Source organism: Achromobacter sp. ACRQX (genome assembly GCF_022346505.1).
Taxonomy (GTDB): Bacteria; Pseudomonadota; Gammaproteobacteria; order Burkholderiales; family Burkholderiaceae_B; genus Achromobacter; species Achromobacter animicus.
Window position 1 is genome coordinate 78,826 of the sequence record NZ_JAKRML010000017.1, and the last position, 21,536, is coordinate 100,361.

Genomic DNA, 21,536 nt, shown 5'->3' on the forward strand with positions numbered 1-21,536 from the left:
TCAGTACCCTTCCTCGACCTGAGCCGTCACGAGTATCAGCGTCGTGTGGCGTTCAGTGGCGGCGCGATCCAGGCCGCCCGCAAGCAGCGGCAGTCCGGGCGCCAGCCGTTGGCGGTCGTGCTGGTCCTGCGTGCGGTCAAAGCCGGCCACAATCATGGGCTGCCCCGGCCGCAGTTCGATCTGCTGTACCGTGCCGCTGCCATCGACCGTGATCTGCTGCACTTGCACCTGATTGGCGCTTTCGCCGAAGGTGATTGTTTTCAGGGGCTGCGCGACCGCGTTGTCATACGCGATGGAAAGCAGGATCTGCCCGTCTTCCTGGATGTCCGGCACCAGGGTCAGGAACGAGCCGACGGTTTCTTCTTTTTGGCTGATCGAGACGGCAGGCAGCGATCCGTTCGCGCCAGTGGCGGTCATGCCGGGCATGGCAGTGCTCTGCACGCGATCAATGTAGGAGAACGTAGTCCTGACGGCATGCGAGACCGGCCGGCGGTTCAAGGTGAGAACCGGAATCTTGCTGTGCCGCACGACCGCGCCCATCGCACTGAGGGCGGACACGATGGCCTGCGAGCCCTGGAATGGTCCCGCGCTCGATGCGGCTTGAAGCAACCCTGCGCCGGTGGCCGGCACGCCAGGCACGGCCAGCCGCGCCGTGGCGCCTGCGGCTGCATAAAGGGCATTCCAGTCGAGCCCCCCCGTGGCTTCCGTGTTGGCGATAAAGGTGATTTCCTCGAAAAGCAGGCGGACACGGCGGGTCAACGCCTTGTTCTCGCGTTCCAGATAGCGTGCGACCCGGTCCAGTGCGTCCGGCGTATCTGTTACGACCAACGTGGCTGCGCCTTCCACCGGCTCTGCAATAACGCCGGATCGAGTGAGGAAAGGCAGAACGTTTGCGCGCAGGATGGCCAGCGCGTTGTGTTCGCCCGCGGCCAGCGTCGTGTTGGAGGTGCTTTCGAAGCCCTCGCCTTCTGCGCTGCCTGAGCGGCCGAGCCGCACGTCGACCTTGCTGGCGAGCGTCAGGGCGCGCAGATCGAAGACGCGCGTTTCGGTGCGGTAGAACTCGAGCGCGTTGTGTTCGTAGCGCCGGTGCACCGAAAAGCGCGCGGCCAGCGCGTCGAGCAGATCGGCGAGCGGCTGAGGATCCGCCCGCACTTCAATGCGCGCCGGTGCGGCGAGAGCCACCGCGCCGCTGACGGCAAGACGCGGCAGGAATTGGTCGGGGGGAAGCAATGCGTCGGGACGCACTCGAACCGCAATGCCCGTGGCGGCGGTCAGGCGCTGCGCCAGCGTGGAAAGATCTGCGTCGTCGGCCAGCATGAGCGTGGTTTTGACGTTTTCGCGTAATGCCGGCGGCAGCGCGACCTCGCGCGCGAGCGGTTGCGGCTTGCCCGCCAGCCAGGGCGTGGAGACTTCCTGCGCGGCGATGCGAGCCTGCCGATCAGACAAACCGTCCGCAAAGGCCTGATGGCGGGTGGCGGCGTCCGCATGCCGGCCGCTGGCCGCGCGTTGCATGATCGTGACCTGCTCGGACACCGAGCAGCCAGCGAGCACGCACGAGAGCACCGTGCAGGCGAACGTTCTGGTTGCCGGAACGCGCGTGGCGCAAGCTAACGAAAGGAACTTCATGCCGCGGCTCCTTTGGGCGTGGCCGCCCGCGAGCACGATTGCGCAAGCGGCACGACGCGCAGGACGCGGTTGCCATAGAAGCAGGGTTGCAACGGACGGTCGGCCAGTTCGGTGGCCCCGAGCAGCCCGCGCACTGCCGTTTTGAAGTCGCCGGAGAATTCGGCCGTGGCCGCCAGCGGGATATCGACGTCTACGGCCCAATGCTGTGGTTCGAACGTCCAGCCCGACGCGCCGGCCCAGCGCGCCAGCACCGCGCGCAGCGTGGCGTCGGGTGGCGCGGCCCGGAACGGGGCAGCCTGCGCATCAACGTGCGTATCGGTGGACGTCGCGCCCGCAAGCGTGGCGGACTGCGCGGCATGACGGCTCGACGCTTCTGTGCCGGCCAGCGCGCCCCCATCCGAGCGCGGAGCCGAGTCATCGACGAGCTTGGTGTGCGAGGTGAAATCCGCCCTCGGACGCTGCGATGCGTCTAGGGCAGTTGCCGGGGTCTGCACCATACGCGAGGCGGATTGGGTCAAGGGCGACGGAATGTCCGCCGCACCATGCGCCCGCTGCGCCCAAGCAGTCAGCCTGCCGCCGCGAAAGCGCAGTGCTTTCCATGCACCGGCGACCACGACGTAAGGGTCGCGGCGCACATAAGGCAACGGGAGTTCGCCGCCATCGCCTGCACCGAAGATGGCCGGCAACGGCTGGCCCGGCTGGAATTGCAGCCAGGTCTCGCGCCCGTCGTCGAAGACCTGCAGCGGCGCGACGGCGGGATCGCCGGATAGTTGCCAGTCGAAGCGGAACCCTTGCGAGAACGGCTTGGCCGCCTGCCAGGAGGTTGTGTCTCGGCCTGAGCCCGGGCCCGACCACGTGCATGCGCCCAGGCAAGACAGCCCGGCCGCCAGAAAGAAGATTCGTACCATGCCTCACCGCGAACAAAGCGCGCATCGGAAGCGACACGCTTGAACGGCATGGTGGCCGAGCGCCGGAGGCGCCGCCAGACTGGCATGTACGGACGGATGGATTCATCCACCCCGCGCGCGCGACGAATCCGGACAACAAAAAAGCCTGGTCCGTAGACCAGGCTTTCTTCTGCTGCGCGGCGCTGCGAGAGCGCGCCGCTATGCGGCGCGATCAGCGCTGCGTGGCAATGGTGCGCGCCTGCGCGGCGGCGTTGTTCAGCGCAGAAACGGGAGGCACCTTGCCATCGAAGGCATCGGTGAGTTCCTTGTTCAGCACGGGTTCGATGCGCTCGTAGTTGGCCATGCGGAAACCGCGTGCGTTCTGGACGGGCTTGGCGCTCATCGAAGCCACGAACGCCTGCGCGCCCGGGATCTTGCTGTAGAACGACACGTCCGAGGCACGGAAGGCGGCTTCGGTCAGCGGCAGGTAACCCGTGCGCTGATGCCATTCGGCGGCGACCACCGGCTTGGACAGCCACGCCAGGAACTGCGCGGTGGCCTTTTCCTGGGCCTGCGGATGGCCTTCAAGCGCCCACAACGCCGAACCGCTGACGAAGGGCTTGCCGCCCTCCTTCGTGGCTTGCTCGTAGTACGGCAGCGGCGAGACGCCGAAGGACAGCGACTTGGTGGCGAGGAACTGGCCGAGCGCGCCCGAATTGGCCGTCAGCACGGCGCATTCGCCCTTGGCGAACAGCTTGTCGGAGGCGTTGTCGCCGGAATACGCCGTGAACAGCAGCGAGCGCTTCCAGCTGACCATCAGCGAGATGTGGCGCATGTACAGCGTGTCGAACTGCATGGCAGGCGCGGCGGATTTCTTGGTGACCGCGTCCAGGCCGTTGTTGTTGCTGGTGAACAGCTGGTTGTTGACCGGCGCCAGGTTCTCGAGGTGGACCGCGACCTGATCGCTGGATGCGTACGGGCAGTCGATATCGGCCACGTCGCGCAGCTTCAGGAGTTCGGCCTGCAGCGCGGTCCAGGTGCGCGCCGGCTTGTTGGGATCGAGACCAGCCTTCTTGTAGGCGGCGGTGTTGTAGAACATCACCGGCACTTCGGCCATCCAGGGGAAAGCCAGCAGGCGGCCCTTGCTGTCGCGGGTGAAGCTGCTGGTGGCCGGCACGAACCAGTTCAAGTCCTTGATCGGATACTTGGCCAGCAGTTCGTAGAGCGGCAGCACGGCTTTGTGCTGGGCCACGACTTCGGGCGAGTGGTTATCGGACAGTTGCAGCAGGTTCGGGCCCTTCTTGGCCTTGACCGCGGACACCGCCTCTTGCTCCAGGGCAGTCGGCGAGGCGAAGCCGCGCAGCGTCACTTTGACGTCGTCCTGCTCCTTGTTGTATTGCTTGGCGAGCTTTTCGAACTCGGCCTTGTTTGCATCTGTCAGGGTGTGCCAGACCTGGATTTCGACGGGTGCGGCGTTTGCCACGCCGGCCATCGCCATCGCGGCGCCAAACACCCATGCACGCCGGCTGGCGAACATCGCGCGGGCAACGCCCGCCAATTGCAGTTTCTTCATAGGTTCACAGACCAAGAAAAGGGAATTCCGGTTCTGGCCGCCGTCCACTGAGCAGATCGGCCAATGCCCGGCCCGAGCCAACACCCATCGTCCAGCCAAGCGTACCGTGTCCGGTATTGATATACAAATTCGGAATACGGCTGCGGCCGATGATGGGCACGTTCGAGGGAGTGGACGGGCGCAGGCCCGACCAATAGCTGACGCGCTCGAAATCGAGCGCGTCGGGAAAGAGTTCTTTGGCGAGGCGGGTCAGGGCCTCGCAACGGCCGGTATTCAGGCTGCGCGAATAGCCGGAAAGTTCCGCCGTGCCTGCCATGCGCAGCCGGTCACCCAGCCGCGAAAAGACGATCTTGTGGCTGCTGTCCGTCAAGCTGACGGTGGGGGTCGCACCCGGATTGCGCACCGGGAACGTGGCCGAATAGCCCTTTGCCGGATACACGTTGCACGGAATGCCGAGGGGACGCAGCATCGCGGGGCTGAAGCTGCCCATGGCGACGACATAGGCGTCGGCCGACAGCGTGGCATAGCGGCCGTCGGGCTGGATGAGTTCGATGCCCGTGACCGCGCCGCCCTGCGTCAGAAGCCGGGTCGCACGCGTGTTGTACTGGAATTCGACACCCGCGCGGGCGCAGTGTTCGGCCAACGCGACGGTAAAGAGGTGCACGTCCCCGCTTTCGTCCTCGGGCGTGTAGTCGCCGCCCACGATCGTGGCGCGATGCGGCGCCAGCGCGGGTTCGATGGCGATGACTTCGTCGGTGTTCACGACGCGGCGCTCGACGCCGAAGTCGCGCATCAGGCCGGCGGCACGCTGCGAGTTTTCGAATTCGTGGGGATCGCGGTAGAAATTCAGGATGCCGCGTTCCAGGTGGTCGTACTGGATGCCGAGTTCGGCGCGCATGCCGCGCAGGGTGGCGCGGCTGTATTCGGCCATGCGCACCATGGCCCGGATGTTGGGAGCCAGCCGGCCGGGCAGGCATTCGCGCAGAAATGCCAGGCCCCACATCCACTGCCGCCAGTCCAATTGCGGACGGAACAGCAGCGGCGCGTCGTCGCGGAACATCCACTTGAGCAGCTTCATCGGCGCCTGGGGATTGGCCCAGGGCTCGGCGTAGGAGACGGAAATCTGCGCGCCATTGGCAAGGCTGGTTTCCTGCGCGGGACCGGTGCAGCGGTCTATGACCACGACGTCATGACCCGCCTGGCTGAGCCACCAGGCGGTGGAGATGCCGATAATGCCGCTACCCAATACCGCTACTTTCATGCCCGCATCGCTCCTTGCATGCCGGTTGCGTGCGCGGACCCGATGTCCGCGTACCCCCGGCAGGCCGCTGCCAAAGCAGTTTACCTTGCCGCTTTGCAGCCGCCTAAGTAATAAAAAAACATATTACTTAAGACCCGGCCTTCGCCAGATCGGCCTCGGACGTGAAGGCGTCCGCGTAGAACTCTTCCGGCGGCAGACCGTTCTGGGCGCTGAACTCGCGGCGGGCCGCATCGACCATCAGCGGCGTGCCGCAGGCATAGACCTGGTGCCCGGAAAGATCCGCGATGTCGTGCATCACGGCTTCGTGGACGAAGCCGGTGCGGCCGGTCCAGTTGTCTTCCTGCAGCGAATTGGACACCACCGGCACGTAGCGGAAGTTCGGCAGTTGCGCGGACCACGACTGCGCCAGCGCGTCCATGTAAAGGTCTTGCGGACGGCGGCCGCCCCAGTACAGCGCGACCGGGCGGTTGATGTTCTTGTGGATCATGTGTTCGACGATCGCCTTGACGGGCGCGAAGCCCGTGCCGCTGGCCAGCAGAACGATCGGCTTGTCGCTGTCTTCGCGCAGGAAGAACGATCCGAAGGGCCCTTCCAGGCGCAGGATCTCGCGTTCCTTCATCTGCGTGTCGCCGGCGCCGAACACGTGATCGGTGAAGAGTCCTCCCGGCATGTGCCGGATGTGCAGTTCCAGCGGGCTGCCGGTGTGCGGCGCGCCAGCCATCGAATAGCTGCGGCGGCGGCCGTCCTTCAGGATGATTTCGACGTACTGGCCCGCGTAATAGCGGAACTGTTCGGAAGCCGGCAATTGCAGCTTGAGGACCGTGACGTCCGGCGCGACGCGTTCCATGGTCTGGACGCGCGACGGCAGCTTGCGAATCTGGATGTCGCTGGCCAGCCGGACCTCGGTGGATTCGACCACGAGGTCGGATTCCGGCCGGGCCTGGCAGAACAGCGTGTAGCCGTCGGCCAGTTCTTCCGGCGACAGGATCTGCGCGGGGTACTGGCCGGCGTCGAACTCCCCGGACACCACTTTGCCCTTGCAGGTGGAGCACGCGCCGTTGCGACAGCTGTAAGGCAGGACGATGCCCGCCGCCAACGCGGCGTCGAGCACGGTCTGGCCGGGCTCGACCGGGAATTGATGCTTGCTGGGTTGGATGATGACCTGGAAGCTCATGATGAAACGGTTCAGAGGCGACGAAGCGCTATCCGGCTGTGCCGGGAAGGCGCTCCGCCCGGCCCGGCGTCATGCCGGGAACTTGCGGATTTCCTTGACGCGGTTGGCGTCGTCCACGAGCACCACCTGGGGCTTGTGCTTGGCCGAATCTTCTTCGGACATCGGACCGTACGTGCAGATGATGAGCAGGTCGCCCACCTGGGCCCGGCGCGCAGCCGCGCCGTTCAGCGAGATGGCGCCGCTGCCGCGGGCCGCCTTGATGATGTAGGTGTCGAAGCGTTCACCGTTAGTCACGTTGTAGAGTTCGATGCGTTCGAACTCGCGCATGCCGGCAGCGTCGAGGAGGTCTTCGTCGATGCCGCAAGATCCTTCGTAGTGAAGGTCGGCTTCGGTGACCGTGACGCGGTGCAGCTTTGCCCGCAGCATGATGCGTTGCATAAAAAATTCCTGGTTTCGCGGCCCGGACCGCGAAGTGTTGCATGGTTGATGCCCGGCATCCGGATTTGCCGTCGAAAGCCGGTATTCTATAATTTTTGCCGCAGCGGGACGGCCCGTTGCTGCGCACAGTCAAACGGCTGGCGCGTTTTCCGGGGACGACCCCATTTATGCCGGCGCCTTGCCGGCAACGCAACATGGGAGTCGTGAATGACCTGGATCATCCTGGTATTGGCTGGCCTATTTGAAATCGTCTGGGCCGTCGGCCTGAAATACACGCACGGATTCACCCGGCTTGGCCCCTCCATCGTTACGGTGGGCGGCATGCTGGTCAGTTTCTGGCTGCTGGCCCTGGCCATGAAAACCCTGCCGCTGGGCACGGCCTACGCCGTGTGGGTGGGCATCGGCACGATTGGCGCCTTTGTGGCCGGCATCGTGCTGTTCGGGGAATCGGCGAGCTGGCTGCGAATCGCCAGCGTCGCGTTGATCGTGCTGGGCCTCGTGGGCCTGAAGCTTTCCACGCCGTAAGGCTCCGGCCGGGCTGGGCTTAAGGCTTAGGGGCCAAATGAGACCCCAGCCCCGTTAGGGCGGCGCGTCAGAAATCCAGTTCGATCTCGACGGCGTCGCCCACCTTGAGCCGCGCCCCCGCCGGCGCATCCAGGATGGCGTTCTGGCCGAACACCACGCCGATGTCCAGATTGCGGTAACCCGCCAGCGTACGGCCCGGTTCCTCGTACTGCTTGGCCGTGCGCTGATCGATGTCCGGAATCGAGCAACGCGTGCACGGCTTGACGAACGCCATCCGCACCCCGGCCGCCGAAATCATGGCGGTGTGGTCTTCCTCGAAGGCTTCCCATTCGCCCTCGACCACGATATTGGGACGGAACCGGTCCATGGGCACGGGGTCGGCGCCCTTGGCCTGCAGCCGGGCATTCAGGTCGTCCAGCGACGCCTGATTGGCGATCAGCAGCGGGAACCCGTCGGCAAATCCGAAGCAGTGCTCGCCCACAAAGGCGTCGGCCAGGTCCGGGTGCGCATCGACCCAGCGCGACACCCAGTCGGGCTTGGCGTCGCGGCGCGCCGCGGCGTCCACCTTGAGCAGGCCGCACGGCGTTTGCAGGAACTGGGTCAGCCATTGGGCGGCGGCTTCGCTTTCGCGCCGGGCCATGGTGGTGTCGGCCCAGACGCCGACCGTGAGGGCCTCGCCGTGCAGACCCGATCCGTCCAACGCGATATCCAGGTCAGCCATGCCAGGCGCCGACAGCCGCAGCGCGTCAGCAGTGAGCGCCGTGCGGATGAGCGCCATGGCCGGCCATTGCCGTTGCGTCATGAACTGGCCCGCGGCGTCCACCACCATCCAGCGCCGGTCATGCGCAAGGCCCGCGCGATCGATGGGAGATTCGGTCAGATCGATGCCCGCGCAGGATTTGACGGGGTAGATATGCAGGCTGAGGATGCGGGCGGACATGGCGGCGATGGCTCAACGAGTGGCGAATGCCGCAGAGAATACAAGAAATGCGGCGCGCCGGACCGCCCGAAAGAGACAAAAAAGCCCGGGACTAGCCCGGGCCAGATGAGGTGGCGGTCGCTCAGCCGCCGACCAGCTTCAAGGTGTCCAGCGGCGTGACCGCCTTGAATCCCTTGCGCGTCGCGATGTGCTCGGGACGCGGGGTCAGCCCGTACTTGGGCGGGTTCAGGGTGTTCTCCATGCTGTTGTAGACCATGAAGACATTGGCGCGGGGCCACGGCGAAATGTTGCTGTTCGAGCCGTGCATCGTGTTGCAGTCGAAGAACACCACGGAGCCGGCCTTGGCCGTCATCGTGCTGATGCCGCCCTGCTCCACCAGCAATTGCAGGCTGACAGGATCCGGCACACCGTATTCCTGCTTCTTCAGCGACTGTTTGTAGTGCTCATTCGGCGTCTCGCCGACGCACGAGATGAACTGCCGATGCGAGCCGGGCACCAGCATCAGCGGGCCGTTGCACTCGTTGTTGTCGGTCAGCAGCACCGAGCAGCTGAGCGCACGCATCGACGGCATGCCGTCTTCGACGTGCCAGGTTTCAAAGTCGGAGTGCCAGTAGAACTCCTTGCCCTTGAAGCCCGGCTTCATATTGGCACGCGACTGGTGGATGTAGACCTCGGAGCCGAGAATCTGACGTGCCACGTTGACCAGGCGCGGATCGCGCACCAGCCGTGCCAGCATCGGATTGAGCACGTGCACCATGAAGATGGAACGCACGGCGTTGCTGCCCGGCTCGGTGATGGCCTCTTCGCGGCGGACGATGGACGGGTCACGCGTCATGCGCTCGACCTCGGCCGACAGCGCACGCACCTCGGCCTCCGTGAACAGGTTTTCCAGCAGCAGGAAGCCGTTGCGGTCGTACTGGCCGACCTGCTCTTCGCTCAGGGCGTTGGCATACTTGCCGTCTTCATAGACAACCGGATCCTGGCGGGAAATGATGGCGGAACTGCGATCCGTACGGGAGGCGTACGGATCCTGCGCGGGTGAGATCATGCGAACCTCCTTTTATCAGGCCGCGACCGCATCGGGCAGCGCGTAGACACCTTCCTTGTCGTGCACTTCCTGGCCGGTCAGCGGCGGATTGAAGACGCAGATGACGCGCAGCGGCTCCTTGCCGCCGCACAGCCAGTGCTCGTCGTTTTCGTTCAGCGCGTAGACCACGCCGGGGCCCAGGTCGTATTTCTTGCCGTCGGCAATGGTCTCGATCGAACCGTCGCCCTCGATGCACCACACCGCCTCAAGATGGTTCTTGTAGTGGATGTGCGTGCGGCCGCCCGGGAAGATGGTGGTCTCGTGGAATGAAAAGCCCATGCCATCCTTCTTCAGCAGCACGCGGCGGCTGACCCAGGTGTCGGTGCGGACTTCGTCGGCAGTGCCGATCACATCTTTGACATTACGTACGATCATTGACGTTTTCCTCCAAATTTCAGGATGCGGGCAGACTGCCCCTCATCGGCCAGCGCTTCGGCCACGCTGGCCTCGATCAGATCCAGGCCCTTGGCCAGCAGGTCTTCCTCGATCGTCAGCGCGGGCAGCAACTTCAGCACTTCATCGTGCGCGCCCGACGTTTCGATCACGACGCCCTTCTTGAAAGCGCATTGGGCGATGCGGTTGGACAGCGCCGGATTGCCGTTGGACACGAGGCCCTGGATCAGGCCGCGGCCACGCGCCGACAGGCCGGCGTTGGGATAGCTGTGCACCAGGTTTTCAAGCCAGTCGCCGACCAGGCGTTCCTTGCGCTGGATGTCGGCCGTGAATGCGGCGTTGGTCCAGTAGGTTTCCAGCGCCTGCGTCGCGGTGACGAACGCCAGGTTGTTGCCGCGGAAGGTGCCGCTGTGCGCGCCGGGCTTCCAGATGTCCAGTTCGGGCTTCATCAGCACCAGCGACATCGGCAGGCCAAAGCCCGATAGCGACTTGGACAGCGTGATGATGTCGGGGCGGATGCCGGCGGTTTCGAAGCTGAAGAACGTGCCCGTGCGGCCGCAGCCGACCTGGATGTCGTCCACGATCAGCAGCATGTCGTGGCGCTTGCACAGTTTTTCCAGCTCTTTGAGCCAGCGCAGCGTGGCCACATTGACGCCGCCTTCGCCTTGCACCGTTTCCACGATGACGGCTGCCGGCTTGTCCATGCCGCTGCTCGGGTCTTCCAGCATGCGTTCCATGTACGCCATGGTGTCCACGTCCGGACCGAAGTAGCCGTCGTAGGGCATGAAGGTCGTGTTGCCGAGCGCGTAGCCGGCGGCGTCACGGAACTTCATGTTGGCCGTCGCGGCCAACGAGCCGCCGCTCACGCCGTGAAAGCCGTGCGTGAACGAGATCACGTTGGGACGGCCCTTGACCTGGCGCGCGATCTTCAGCGCGGCTTCGACGGCATTGGTGCCGGTCGGGCCGGTGAATTGCAGCGTGTACTGCCAGTTGCGCGGCTTGAGCAGCACGCGATCCACCGTCTCCAGGAAACGCTTCTTCGCGCTGGTGGCCATGTCCAGGCCGTGGACGACGCCGTCCGCCTGCACATACTCCAGCAGCTTTTCCTTGAGAACAGGATTGTTGTGGCCGTAGTTCAGCGTGCCTGCGCCGCTGAAGAAGTCGATGTATTCGGCGCCATCTTCATCGATGAGCGTCGAGCCACGGGCCTGATTGAATATCACGGGAAACGACCTGATGTAGCCCCGCACTTCAGACTCCATGCGGTCAAAGATCTTCAAGTCCATGATTAATCCTCCCTTTTCAACTCATTAATTGACGGACGGCCTGATCCCGCCAGGTGCGGCAAGCGCACCCGGACAGTTAGAACCATCCCTGTAACTCGATAAGCCCTTCAGGCCTGAGACGCCCCTACGGGGACGGCAAGGCGAACGGACCTATCCTTAACAGCATCTCGTCGTCATGGTCCGCGCCGCCGAAGAGTTGCCGGTCGAAGAACGGCTGTTCGGAAACGTGGGCGCCTACTTCGGCGGCCAGGCCGGCGAAGGTGCGGCGCGAAGCCTGGTTGTCAGGCCCCACCGTGGTTTCAAGATAGCGGACATGCGCCAGGCCCTTGCGCTGCAAGAGTTCCCGGAGCATGGCGCGGCCAAGGCGTTGGCCGCGAGCGCGGGCGTGCACCGCAACCTGCCAGACGAACAGGACGTCGGGGCGGGACGGGTCCACATATGCGGAGATGAAACCATTGATGCGTCCCCCGGCGCTTTCAGCCAGGACGCAGGTGTCGCGGAAGTGCTCGCACAGGAGCAGGTACGCGTAGAGGGAATTCAGGTCGAGCGGCGGGCACTCGGAAATGAGGCGGTGGATCGCGGCGCCGTCTTTGCGGTCGGGCAGACGCATGGTATGGGTCTGCGCGCTGACCGCCGGCGCCACGGCACTTGAGAGTATGGGGGAGTCCAGTTCGTTTTTCTTCATGCAACGATTCCCGATTCTGGGGGTGCCCCGCCCGTGGGCACTTCAAGGATGGGCGACGACACGTCTCCATGCGTGTCGACTGCGGCCTGACCGTCCTGTTCCATGAGCGTCACGATGCGCTCCAGGGACAGGGTGATGGTGGCCTGTTCCAATTCCGGCAAGGCATTGAGCGCGTCAGCCAGATGCTTTTGCAGCGGCGACGGCGCGCCTTGCGCCAATTCACGTCCCGCCTCGGTGGCCGTGACGAACACGATGCGGCGGTCTTCACGGCCCCGCTCGCGGCGGATGAGCGCCTTGTCTTCCAGGCGATCCAGGATGCCGACCACCGTGCTGGGGCTGACGTGCATCTCGCGGCTGATCGCGGTGGCGGTCATCGGACCGTTGGCGATCACGGTGCGCAGGCACATCAGCTGCGGCGCAGTGATGTGACTGACCGCGGATAACTGGCGCGAATGCAGCGCGATCGAACGCGTGATGCGGCGCAGGGCTCGCAAAATGCGCAGGTCGTACTGCTGAGTGGTTTCGGTTTTCGCGGCGTCAGTCATGGATACAGATGGTTCGGGCAAAATCATTTCTACACGAATCATATGCGCCCGATTTATTTGAGTCAAACAAAAACCCGGGCACGATGTAAATAAATGAACGCGGATTTGGCGAGGATGACCGCAGTATGAATGGACTTGTCAGCACGCTGGTTCCGCTATGCCGGGCGCTATGAGCGGCATCCGTCTGCTGGCTGGCCCGAACAAAAAACATATGTTTTGTTCATGATGTTTTATTTATCATATGTTTTTACCGTTTACCCGGTCCTGCCAACATGTCCTTGCCCGCTTCCCTGCTCGCCACCCTCCAGGCAAAGCTGGAACAACTGCCGCCCGAATTGCAGCGGGCGGCGCGCTGGGTCGTGGCGAATCCCGCGCAGGTGGGACTCTGGTCGATGCGCCGGCAGGCGCAGACGCTCGGCGTGGCGCCCGCCACGATGTTGCGCCTGGCTCGCGCATTGGGCTATGGCAGCTACGAGGATTTCCGCCAGCCGTTCCAGCAGGCGCTGGCGGCACAGGGCGAGCCGGGCCTGCGCGACCGCGCCGCTGCCCTGCAGGCTGCGGCGGGTGCGTCCGCCGAACCCGGCCACGATGCATTGACCGGGTATCAGGTCCAAGCCATTTCCTCGGTCTGCGCGCTGAACCCGCCCGCAACGTTCGACGCCACCGTGCAAACCCTTTTGGACGCGCATCAGGTCGGTTTCCTGGGCACGCGCTCGGCCTTCGGCATTGCATTCCAGATGCGCTACGCCTATCAGCTCGTGCGGCGCAACAGTGTCCTGATCGACGGGCTGGGCAGCGCGCCGGCCGAGCAGATCGACAACCTGGGCGCGGGCGATGCGCTGATCGTCATCTCGCAGGCCCCCTACCCCGCCGCCACCGTGGATCTGGCGCGCCAGGCCGCGCGGCGCGGCGTGGCCGTGGTGGCGCTGACCGACGACCCGCTGTCGCCGCTTGCCGGAGACGCCCGCCACACGCTGCGCTTTGCCCCGTCCGACCGCGATGGCGTGCAAGCCAGGCCGGCGCGCCAGGGGCCGGGCTCGTTCTTCCACACGACCGCCGGTCTGCTCGGGCTGGCCGAACACCTGATCGCACGGCTGACGGCCCTCGGCGGCGACGCGGTGCTGGACCGGCTGGCCGAAGTCGAGCAGCGCCTGCGCACTGACAACGTCTATTGGACCGGCGCCCCCGCGCGCCGCCACGGCTGAGGCGCCCGAGCCAACGCCACCCTCAACCTGACCCAGGAACCCGCAGCATGAGCCAAACCCACATCCTGCATCGCTCCCTTCGCCATACGCCCCCCGTCGCCGTGCGCGGCCAGGGCGTCTGGATCCATGACAGCGCGGGCCGCGCATATCTGGACGGCTCAGGCGGCGCGGCCGTGTCCTGCCTGGGCCACAATCATCCAGAGGTCCAGGCGGCCCTGCACGCGCAGATCGACGCGCTGGCCTATGCCCACACCAGCTTCTTCACCACCGACGTCGCTGAAAAGCTGGCGGCCCGCCTGGTGGCGGACGCGCCCGCCGGCACCTCCCATGCGTACTTCGTATCGGGCGGGTCCGAAGCGGTGGAAGCGGCGCTCAAGATGGCGCGCCAATATTTCGTCGAAATCGGCCAGCCGCAGCGCCGCCACATCATCGCGCGGCGGCAGAGCTATCACGGCAACACGCTCGGCGCGCTGGCGGTCGGCGGCAATGCCTGGCGGCGCGCACAGTTCGCGCCGCTGTTGATCGAGGTCGAGCACGTCTCGCCGTGCTATGCCTACCGCGACCAACGCAGCGACGAAACCGCCGAACAATACGGCGAGCGGCTTGCAGAGGAACTGGACGCGGCCATCGTGCGCCTCGGCCCCGACTCCGTCATGGCATTCGTGGCCGAGCCGGTGGTGGGCGCGACGTCTGGCGCGGTGACCGCCGTGCCGGGGTACTTCCGCCGCATCCGCGAGGTCTGCGACCGCCACGGCGTGCTGTTCATCGCCGACGAAGTGATGTGCGGCATGGGCCGGACCGGCACGCTGTACGCCGTCGAACAGGAAGGCGTGACGCCGGATCTCATCACCATCGCCAAGGGGCTGGGCGGCGGCTATCAGCCCATCGGGGCAGTCATGGCGCAACAGCACATCGTGCAGGCGATGCAGCAAGGCAGCGGCTTTTTCCAGCATGGCCACACGTATCTTGGCCACGCGCTGGCGTGCGCGGCCTCGCTGGCGGTGCAGGACGTGATCCGGCGCGACGGGCTGCTTGAGCGCGTGCGGGTTCAGGGCGCAGGCCTGGCGCAGCGTCTGCAGGCGGCGCTGGGCGAACACCCGCACGTGGGCGACATCCGCGGCCGGGGTCTCTTCATGGGCGTGGAGCTGGTTCAGGACCGCGTCAGCAAGCAGCCCTTCGATCCCGAATTGACGCTGCATGCGCGGATCAAGCGCGAGGCGATGGCGCGGGGTTTGATGGTGTATCCGATGGGCGGCACCCTCGATGGACGACAGGGCGATCACGTCCTGCTCGCGCCGCCTTTCATCATTTCCGACGACGAACTGGATCAACTGACGGAACGGCTGACCGGCGCCATCGACGCCGCGATCGCGTAGACGCGGGGTTAGGCGTCCACCGCAACAGCCGCCGGGCGGCGATCCTCCGCCCCGCGCCGCCTGATCAGCCTGCGCCCGCCCGCCGCCAGGGCGGGCGCGCGCCGATGGTGAGCGCGCGCAGGAACCATTCCACGGGTCCATAGGCGTGATGCCGCAGCCACCAGGCAGACAACGGCAACTGGGCGGCAAAGATGGCCACCGCAATCAGCAACGCAGCCAGGGGCGTCACGGCGGCGTACAGCCGCAGGCCCCACGCCGTGAAGAGAAACGCGCAGACCACCGATTGCATCAGGTAGTTGCTCAGCGCCATCCGCCCCGCCGGGGCCAGCCAGACCCCAAGGCGCTCGCCCGGCCCCGTGCGTAGCGCCAGCAGGAACGCCGCCCCGTACGACAGGCTCAGGAGCGGCGCGGTGAACAGGCCCACGGCCAGGCCCGGCAATTCCCACATCACGCGCGCCTGCGGCAAGGCGCTGGTGGCATATGCCGCGGCGCCGGCCAGTCCGGGCAGGACGCACAGTGCGCACAGCAGTCCCAGGGCGCGGCGCGAGCGCCAGGGATCCGCCAGCGCATTGCGCCGCCCCAACGCGTACCCGGTCAGGAACATGGCGAAGACGAACGGCCCTTGCACGAACAGCACCGTGAACCAGATGGCTTCGGTGAGTTCCTTGATGTGCTGCGCGATCGTGGTGCCCACGGTGCCGCGGTACGCCTCGATGGAGGCCAGCGCGTCGGCCTTGTACTGCAGCGCGTAGCCGGCCGGAACGGGGTCCAGAAAGCTCAACGCGCCCAGAATCCCCCACACCGCCGACGCCAGCGCGATCAGCCACAGGGCAACGCGCAGCGCCCGGCCCGGGTCCATGCGCCGGCACAACAGCAGCGCAAGACCCAACAAGGCGTAGGTGACCAGGATGTCGCCCTGGTAGAACAGGATGGCGTGCGCCATGCCCAAGGCCGCCAGTCCCAATAACCGGCGCAGAAAGCGCGGCGCGAACGCCGCGTCGGCGCGCTCGGCCGCCGACATCTGCAGCGTGAAGCTGTAGCCGAACAGGAAGGAAAACAGCAGGTAGAACTTGGTTTCGAACAACCAGGCGACCAGCCAGCGGACCGTCACGTCCACGGGGCTGGAATACACCGGATCCGGCACGCCCCCGCCATAGAACGGAAAGGCGAAGACGTTGATATTGACGACCAGGATGCCGAAGAGCGCGAAGCCGCGCAGGGCATCGACGTGCGCAAGGCGCGGCCGGGCGGCGAGGTCGATGCTCATGCGGGCCTCTGGAAGGCAACCCGGCGGCGCAAGTGGCGCGCGCCGCCGGGCGTGTTCGGCGTCAGGCGGCGCGCAGGCGTCAACCCAGCACCGGCGACAGCAACGGCTGCTTGGGCCGCACGTCCAGCGCGCGGCCCTTGCGGGCCCGCTTGCCGACGTAGACGGCCAGGTCCGCACCAGCCAGGATGTCCTCGGTCATCTTGTTGCGATAGATGCCGGTGGCGCGCAAGCCCTTCGGGCCGATCGGCACGGTCTGGTCGAGCTTGTCCGCACCGTCCAGTCCCATCAGGATGGTGCCGCGTCCGCCGCCCGACAGCGACTTGACCTCGTCCAGGCCGAAGACCAGGAACTTGCCCTTTTGCGACAGCAGCGCCAGTTGCTGGGCGCCTGCAAACAGCGGCACCGGACGCAGCAGTTCGTCGCCCGTTTCCAGCGTGATGAACTGCTTGCCTGCACGCTGGCGGCTGACCATGTCGGACAGCTTGGCCGCGAAGCCATAACCGCCGCGGGTGGCCAGCAGCCAGCGGCTGTCGGCCGAGGCAGCGATCGTATGGACGATGCGCGTGCCGGATTCCAGGTCGATCATCGTGGTGACCGGTTGGCCGTCGCCACGCGCCGACGGCAGCCCGGACACCGGCACCGAGTAGACCCGCCCGTTGTCGCCGACCGCGATCAGCGTGTCGGTGGTGCGGCATTCGAAGGCGCCGTACAGGTCGTCGCCCTGCTTGAAGCCGAATTGCGAAGCGTCATGGCCGTGGCCCTGACGCGCGCGCAGCCAGCCCTTCTGCGACACGACCACGGTGACCGGCTCGTCCAGCACCTTGGTTTCCAGCACGGCGCGCTCGGCGGTTTCGATCAGGGTGCGGCGCTCGTCGCCATATTGCTTGGCGTCGGCTTCGATTTCCTTGATCAGCAGGCGCTTGAGCGTCGTGGGGTTGTCCAGCAGCTCCTGCAGCGAGATCTGCTCCTTGCGCTTGTCGGCCAGTTCCTGCTCGATCTTGAAGCCTTCCAGGCGCGCCAATTGGCGCAGGCGCATTTCCAGGATGTCTTCGGCCTGGCGCTCGGACAGCTTGAAGCGTTCCATCAGGGCGGCGCGGGGCTCGTCGGATTCGCGGATGGTCTGGATGACCTCGTCCACGTTCAGGTAGACGACCATGCGGCCTTCCAGCACATGGATGCGGTCGATGACCTTATCCAGGCGGAAGCGCGTGCGGCGCACGACGGTGTTGGTGCGGAACGCCAGCCACTCGACCAGGATGTCGCGCAGGCCCTTCTGGCGCGGCCGGCCGTCGGTGCCGATGCACACCAGGTTGACGCTGGCGCTGCCTTCCATGCTGGTCTGCGCCAGCAGCGTGTTGACAAACTCGTCGCGGTCCACCCGCGAAGTCTTGGGTTCGAAGACCAGACGCACCGCGGCGTCCTTGCCGGATTCGTCGCGCACGGCATCCAGCAGGTTCAGCATCACGGCCTTGGCCTGCGTCTGCTCGGGCGTCAGGCTCTTCTTGCCCGTCTTGACCTTGGGATTGGTGATTTCCTCGATTTCTTCCAGCACCTTCTGGCCGGACGTGCCCGGGGGCAGCTCGTTGACGACCAGTTGCCACTGGCCGCGCGCCAGTTCTTCAAACTGCCAGCGCGCGCGCACCTTGAGCGAGCCGCGGCCCCCTCCGTAGATCTGCGCGATATCGGCAGCCGGGGTGATGATCTGTCCGCCGCCCGCGAAGTCCGGGCCGGGGATCATGGCGTACAGCTCCTCGTCCGGCAACTGCGGCTGCTTGATGAGCGCCACGCAGGCCTGGGCGACTTCGCGCAGGTTGTGCGGCGGAATCTCAGTGGCCATGCCGACCGCGATGCCCGACGCGCCGTTCAGCAGCATCACGGGCAGCCGCGCCGGCAGCATCTGCGGCTCTTGCTGGCTGCCGTCGTAGTTGGGCACGAAATCGACGGTGCCCTCGTCCAGCTCGTCGAGCAGCAGCTTGGCAATGGGCGTGAGCCGCGCTTCCGTGTAACGCATGGCGGCGGCGTTATCGCCGTCGCGCGAACCGAAGTTGCCCTGGCCGTCGATCAAGGGATAGCGCAGCGAGAAGTCCTGCGCCATGCGGACCATGGCGTCGTACGCGGCCTGATCGCCATGCGGATGGTATTTACCCAGCACGTCGCCCACGACGCGCGCGGATTTGACGGGTTTGGCGCCGAAGCCCAGCCCCATCGCCTGCATCGCAAACAGGATGCGGCGCTGAACGGGCTTCTGCCCGTCGCCCACGTCGGGCAGCGCGCGGCCGCGCACCACGGAAACCGCGTAGTCCAGATAGGCCTGTTCCGCGTAGCGCGCCAGCGTGATGGCGGCGTTGCCGTCACCGTCGCCGTCGCCGCCGGGCGGGTTGGAGTCAAACAGGCCGGGTTGATTGCTGTCGGTCATGATGGTTTCAGGTAAACAAATTCTTCGAAACGGCGTCAATGCGCCTCAGGCGGACGGGGCCATGAGCTGGGTGTCGGCAACGTGCGCGCGGATCTGGGCGCGCACGGCTTGCAGCGTGGCGGCGTCCTGCCCGCGCTTGGGGATGATCACGCCCTGCAGGGTGCCGAGGATGACGTAGAGATGTTCGGGGGTTTCTTCGACCCGCCGCACGTCGGTCCACGCCATCTGCCCGGAAGCAGAGGCGGTGCTGTCGGTGACGCCGTCGGGGCCGAAATCAAGTTCGTGCCGCCCCAGATACAGGGTGTCCGGCTGCTTGGCCAGCATGCGGCGCGTGTTCATCCGCACGAGTCCGGGCAGCACGTATTCGTAGGCCAGGGCCAGCAGCGCGAGGATGCCCAGCCCGACCGCCAGCCCCTGGAAGTACACCGGCAGGATCGCGCCCCAATTGGGTCCCTTGCCGTCCCAGGTCTGCCAGATCAGGTACGCAAGCAGCGCGACGATCATCAGGATGCCGAAGCGCAAATGAGACCGATAGCGGCGGCGGCGAAGTTCCGGCCGTTTGTACACATAGGCGGCAAAATCCGCGTAGTCGTCGGCGGTCAGGTCGACGACCATGCGGGCTTGCCCGGGCGCGGACGGCGTCATCAGATGTCAAGCTCCGCCAGGTTGCCCTTTTCTTCGATCCACGCGCGGCGTTGCGAGGACTCGCCCTTGCCCATCAGCATGTCGAACATGCGGGTGGTGTCGTCGGGCGTCTGGTCGCCGTAGCCCACGGGCAGCAGGCGGCGCGTGTCCGGGTTCATGGTTGTTTCCCACAGTTGCTCGGGGTTCATTTCGCCCAGGCCCTTGAACCGGCTGACGGCCCACGCGCCTTCGCGCACGCCTTCCTTGCGCAGCTTGTCCTGCGCGGCTTCAAGTTCGCCTTCATCAAGACAGTAGATCTTGCGCGCGGGACGCTTGCCCTGCGCGGGCACATCCAGGCGGAACAGCGGCGGCTTGGCGACGTACACGTTGCCGGCCTCGACGAGCTTGGGGAAATGCCGGTAGAACAGCGTCAGCAGCAGCACCTGGATGTGCGAGCCGTCGACGTCCGCGTCCGACAGGATGCAGATGCGGCCGTAGCGCAGGCCGGACAGGTCGGGCGTATCGTTGGGACCGTGAGGGTCGACGCCGATGGCCACGGAAATGTCGTGGATCTCGTTGTTGGCAAAGAGGCGGTCGCGGTCGACTTCCCAGGAATTGAGCACCTTGCCGCGCAGCGGCAGGATGGCCTGGAATTCCTTGTCGCGGCCCATCTTGGCCGAGCCGCCGGCCGAGTCGCCCTCGACCAGGAACACTTCAGTGCGCGTGGCGTCGCTGGACTCGCAGTCAGTCAGTTTGCCGGGCAGCACCGCCACGCCGGAACTCTTGCGCTTTTCGACCTTCTGGGCCGAACGCTGGCGAGCCTGCGCCTGCCGGATGGCCAGTTCCGCGAGCTTCTTGCCGTATTCGACGTTGCTGTGCAGCCAGAGGTCGAGCGCGCTCTTGGAAAAACCGCCCACCAGCCGCACGGCGTCGCGGCTGTTCAGGCGTTCCTTGATCTGGCCCTGGAATTGCGGGTCCAGCACCTTGGCCGACAGCACGAAGCTGGCGCGGGCGAACACGTCTTCGGGAAGCAGCTTCACGCCCTTGGGCAGCAGGCTGTGCAGTTCGGCAAAGCCCTTCACCGCGCCGAACAGGCCTTCGCGCAGGCCGGACTCATGCGTGCCGCCGGCCGGCGTGGGAATGAGGTTGACGTAGGACTCGCGCACCGCGTTGCCGTCGTCAGTCCAGGCCACCACCCATTGGGCGCCCTCGCCTTCGGCGAAGTTTTCATGGTCGGCGCCCGCGTACTGTTCGCCTTCGAAGAACGGCACCATCAGTTCGGCGCCCGCCAGGGCCTCGGCCAGGTAGCCGCGCAGGCCGTCCTGATACTGCCAGGTCTTGGTGTCGTTGGTTTTCTCGTTGACGAGCGTGACCTTCACGCCCGGCAGCAGCACGGCCTTGCTGCGCAGCAGATGCGTCAGCTCGCCCAGCGGGATATTAGGGCTGTCGAAGTATTTGGCGTCCGGCCAGACGCGCACGCGTGTGCCGGACTTCTTGCGGCCGCCCTGATCGTAGGGCGCCAGGGGTTCGGCGACGTCGCCGCCCTTGAACACCAGACGGCTCACGGCGTTGTCGCGCCAGACGATGACTTCCAGGCGGGTGGCGAGCGCATTGGTGACGGACACGCCGACGCCGTGCAGGCCGCCCGAAAAGGCGTAAGCGCCGCCGCCCGCCTTGTCGAACTTGCCGCCCGCATGCAGGCGCGTGAACACGAGTTCGACCACGGGCGCGTTTTCTTCGGGGTGCAGGCCGACGGGAATGCCGCGGCCGTCGTCCTCAACGGAGACGCTGCCATCTGCATGCAGCGTGACCTGGATCTGTTTGCCGTAGCCGGCCAGGGCCTCGTCTGCGGCGTTATCAATGACCTCCTGCACGACGTGCAGGGGGTTTTCGGTGCGGGTGTACATGCCCGGGCGCTGCCGCACGGGTTCCAGCCCCTTCAGGACGCGGATGGACGCCTCGTTGTAACGTGGAGTGGCCAAGTTATCCCCAACATCTGTGGAAAAAAACCGACATTTTACGGATAAGCCTAGATTCTGCGCGGCTCCGGGTGGGATGCGCACGACCTGACCAGGTCCGATTTCGGTAGGATGATGACAGTCACAACCGCCGATCCGGGCTTTGACTTCCCGGACCGCGACAGCTGCGCCGCAACATCCTACACAAAAACCTGCAAACCCTGTTGTTATTAACAGTGGTATGCCTGTTGTTATTGACAGTGGTATGCT

Annotated in this window: 19 protein-coding genes; 3 read left to right on the top strand and 16 right to left on the bottom strand. The window is 65.7% G+C overall.

Annotated features, from left to right (window positions below; genetic code table 11):
- From MHZ91_RS16590 to panD, 6 genes are all read right to left on the bottom strand, one after another.
- Entirely contained in the window at window positions 1-1,626 is a 1,626-nt protein-coding gene (locus tag MHZ91_RS16590) for a hypothetical protein (RefSeq protein ID WP_239214638.1), read from the bottom strand.
- Window positions 1,623-2,534 carry a TcpQ domain-containing protein gene (locus MHZ91_RS16595; RefSeq protein WP_239214641.1) on the bottom strand — a complete coding sequence of 304 codons (912 nt, stop codon included), beginning with the start codon at window positions 2,532-2,534 and terminating at the stop codon, window positions 1,623-1,625. The genes MHZ91_RS16590 and MHZ91_RS16595 overlap by 4 nt, the downstream gene beginning before the upstream one ends.
- A 211-nt stretch (window positions 2,535-2,745) precedes the next feature.
- Window positions 2,746-4,086 carry an extracellular solute-binding protein gene (locus MHZ91_RS16600; protein ID WP_175125053.1) on the bottom strand — a complete coding sequence of 447 codons (1,341 nt, stop codon included), beginning with the start codon at window positions 4,084-4,086 and terminating at the stop codon, window positions 2,746-2,748.
- 4 nt (window positions 4,087-4,090) lie between these two features.
- The gene (locus MHZ91_RS16605; RefSeq protein WP_239214644.1) at window positions 4,091-5,347 is read right to left on the bottom strand and encodes a D-amino acid dehydrogenase; all 1,257 of its coding nucleotides are present in this window, start codon (window positions 5,345-5,347) and stop codon (window positions 4,091-4,093) included.
- Between the two features lie 127 nt (window positions 5,348-5,474).
- Window positions 5,475-6,521: a CDP-6-deoxy-delta-3,4-glucoseen reductase gene (locus tag MHZ91_RS16610; protein WP_175139257.1), complete on the bottom strand. Its 1,047-nt coding sequence runs from the start codon at window positions 6,519-6,521 to the stop codon at window positions 5,475-5,477.
- Between the two features lie 69 nt (window positions 6,522-6,590).
- Complete coding sequence (gene panD, locus MHZ91_RS16615) at window positions 6,591-6,959, bottom strand: aspartate 1-decarboxylase (RefSeq protein WP_039883066.1); 369 nt, start codon at window positions 6,957-6,959, stop codon at window positions 6,591-6,593.
- Window positions 6,960-7,166: 207 nt separating this feature from the next.
- Here panD and sugE point away from each other — a divergent pair, with 207 nt between their 5' ends.
- Window positions 7,167-7,484, top strand: coding sequence for a quaternary ammonium compound efflux SMR transporter SugE (sugE, locus tag MHZ91_RS16620; protein ID WP_175125056.1), 318 nt, complete (start codon window positions 7,167-7,169; stop codon window positions 7,482-7,484).
- 67 nt (window positions 7,485-7,551) lie between these two features.
- Here the strand turns inward: sugE and MHZ91_RS16625 are convergent, their stop codons facing one another.
- The 6 genes from MHZ91_RS16625 to MHZ91_RS16650 all read right to left on the bottom strand — a co-directional run bounded on the left by MHZ91_RS16625 (window position 7,552) and on the right by MHZ91_RS16650 (window position 12,420).
- Window positions 7,552-8,424, bottom strand: coding sequence for an MOSC domain-containing protein (locus MHZ91_RS16625; RefSeq protein ID WP_239214647.1), 873 nt, complete (start codon window positions 8,422-8,424; stop codon window positions 7,552-7,554).
- Between the two features lie 121 nt (window positions 8,425-8,545).
- Window positions 8,546-9,472, bottom strand: coding sequence for an ectoine hydroxylase (gene thpD / locus MHZ91_RS16630; RefSeq protein ID WP_175125058.1), 927 nt, complete (start codon window positions 9,470-9,472; stop codon window positions 8,546-8,548).
- 15 nt (window positions 9,473-9,487) lie between these two features.
- Complete coding sequence (locus tag MHZ91_RS16635; RefSeq protein WP_056571502.1) at window positions 9,488-9,886, bottom strand: ectoine synthase; 399 nt, start codon at window positions 9,884-9,886, stop codon at window positions 9,488-9,490.
- Window positions 9,883-11,190 (bottom strand): diaminobutyrate--2-oxoglutarate transaminase, encoded by a 1,308-nt coding sequence (gene ectB, locus MHZ91_RS16640; RefSeq protein WP_239214650.1) that lies wholly within the window; start codon window positions 11,188-11,190, stop codon window positions 9,883-9,885. The genes MHZ91_RS16635 and ectB overlap by 4 nt, the downstream gene beginning before the upstream one ends.
- A gap of 124 nt (window positions 11,191-11,314) precedes the next feature.
- Window positions 11,315-11,875, bottom strand: coding sequence for a diaminobutyrate acetyltransferase (gene ectA / locus MHZ91_RS16645; RefSeq protein ID WP_175125060.1), 561 nt, complete (start codon window positions 11,873-11,875; stop codon window positions 11,315-11,317).
- Window positions 11,872-12,420, bottom strand: coding sequence for a MarR family winged helix-turn-helix transcriptional regulator (locus tag MHZ91_RS16650; protein WP_239214654.1), 549 nt, complete (start codon window positions 12,418-12,420; stop codon window positions 11,872-11,874). The genes ectA and MHZ91_RS16650 overlap by 4 nt, the downstream gene beginning before the upstream one ends.
- Window positions 12,421-12,692: 272 nt before the next feature.
- Between MHZ91_RS16650 and MHZ91_RS16655 the strand changes: the two genes are divergently transcribed.
- Together MHZ91_RS16655 and MHZ91_RS16660 are read left to right on the top strand one after the other, a co-directional pair.
- Window positions 12,693-13,625 carry a MurR/RpiR family transcriptional regulator gene (locus tag MHZ91_RS16655; RefSeq protein ID WP_239214656.1) on the top strand — a complete coding sequence of 311 codons (933 nt, stop codon included), beginning with the start codon at window positions 12,693-12,695 and terminating at the stop codon, window positions 13,623-13,625.
- Between the two features lie 47 nt (window positions 13,626-13,672).
- Window positions 13,673-15,001 carry an aspartate aminotransferase family protein gene (locus tag MHZ91_RS16660; RefSeq protein ID WP_239214657.1) on the top strand — a complete coding sequence of 443 codons (1,329 nt, stop codon included), beginning with the start codon at window positions 13,673-13,675 and terminating at the stop codon, window positions 14,999-15,001.
- Between the two features lie 64 nt (window positions 15,002-15,065).
- On the opposite strand, the gene MHZ91_RS16665 is transcribed toward MHZ91_RS16660, so the two are convergent.
- The 4 genes from MHZ91_RS16665 to parE form a co-directional block, all read right to left on the bottom strand.
- Window positions 15,066-16,268, bottom strand: coding sequence for a DUF418 domain-containing protein (locus tag MHZ91_RS16665; RefSeq protein WP_239214658.1), 1,203 nt, complete (start codon window positions 16,266-16,268; stop codon window positions 15,066-15,068).
- A 79-nt stretch (window positions 16,269-16,347) separates the two neighbouring features.
- On the bottom strand, window positions 16,348-18,684 hold the full coding sequence (gene parC, locus MHZ91_RS16670; RefSeq protein WP_239214659.1) for a DNA topoisomerase IV subunit A: 2,337 nt from the start codon (window positions 18,682-18,684) through the stop codon (window positions 16,348-16,350).
- A 45-nt stretch (window positions 18,685-18,729) separates the two neighbouring features.
- Window positions 18,730-19,329 (bottom strand): YcxB family protein, encoded by a 600-nt coding sequence (locus MHZ91_RS16675; RefSeq protein WP_175125066.1) that lies wholly within the window; start codon window positions 19,327-19,329, stop codon window positions 18,730-18,732.
- Window positions 19,329-21,290: a DNA topoisomerase IV subunit B gene (gene parE / locus MHZ91_RS16680; RefSeq protein ID WP_175125067.1), complete on the bottom strand. Its 1,962-nt coding sequence runs from the start codon at window positions 21,288-21,290 to the stop codon at window positions 19,329-19,331. The genes MHZ91_RS16675 and parE overlap by 1 nt, the downstream gene beginning before the upstream one ends.
- Window positions 21,291-21,536 lie beyond the last annotated feature (246 nt).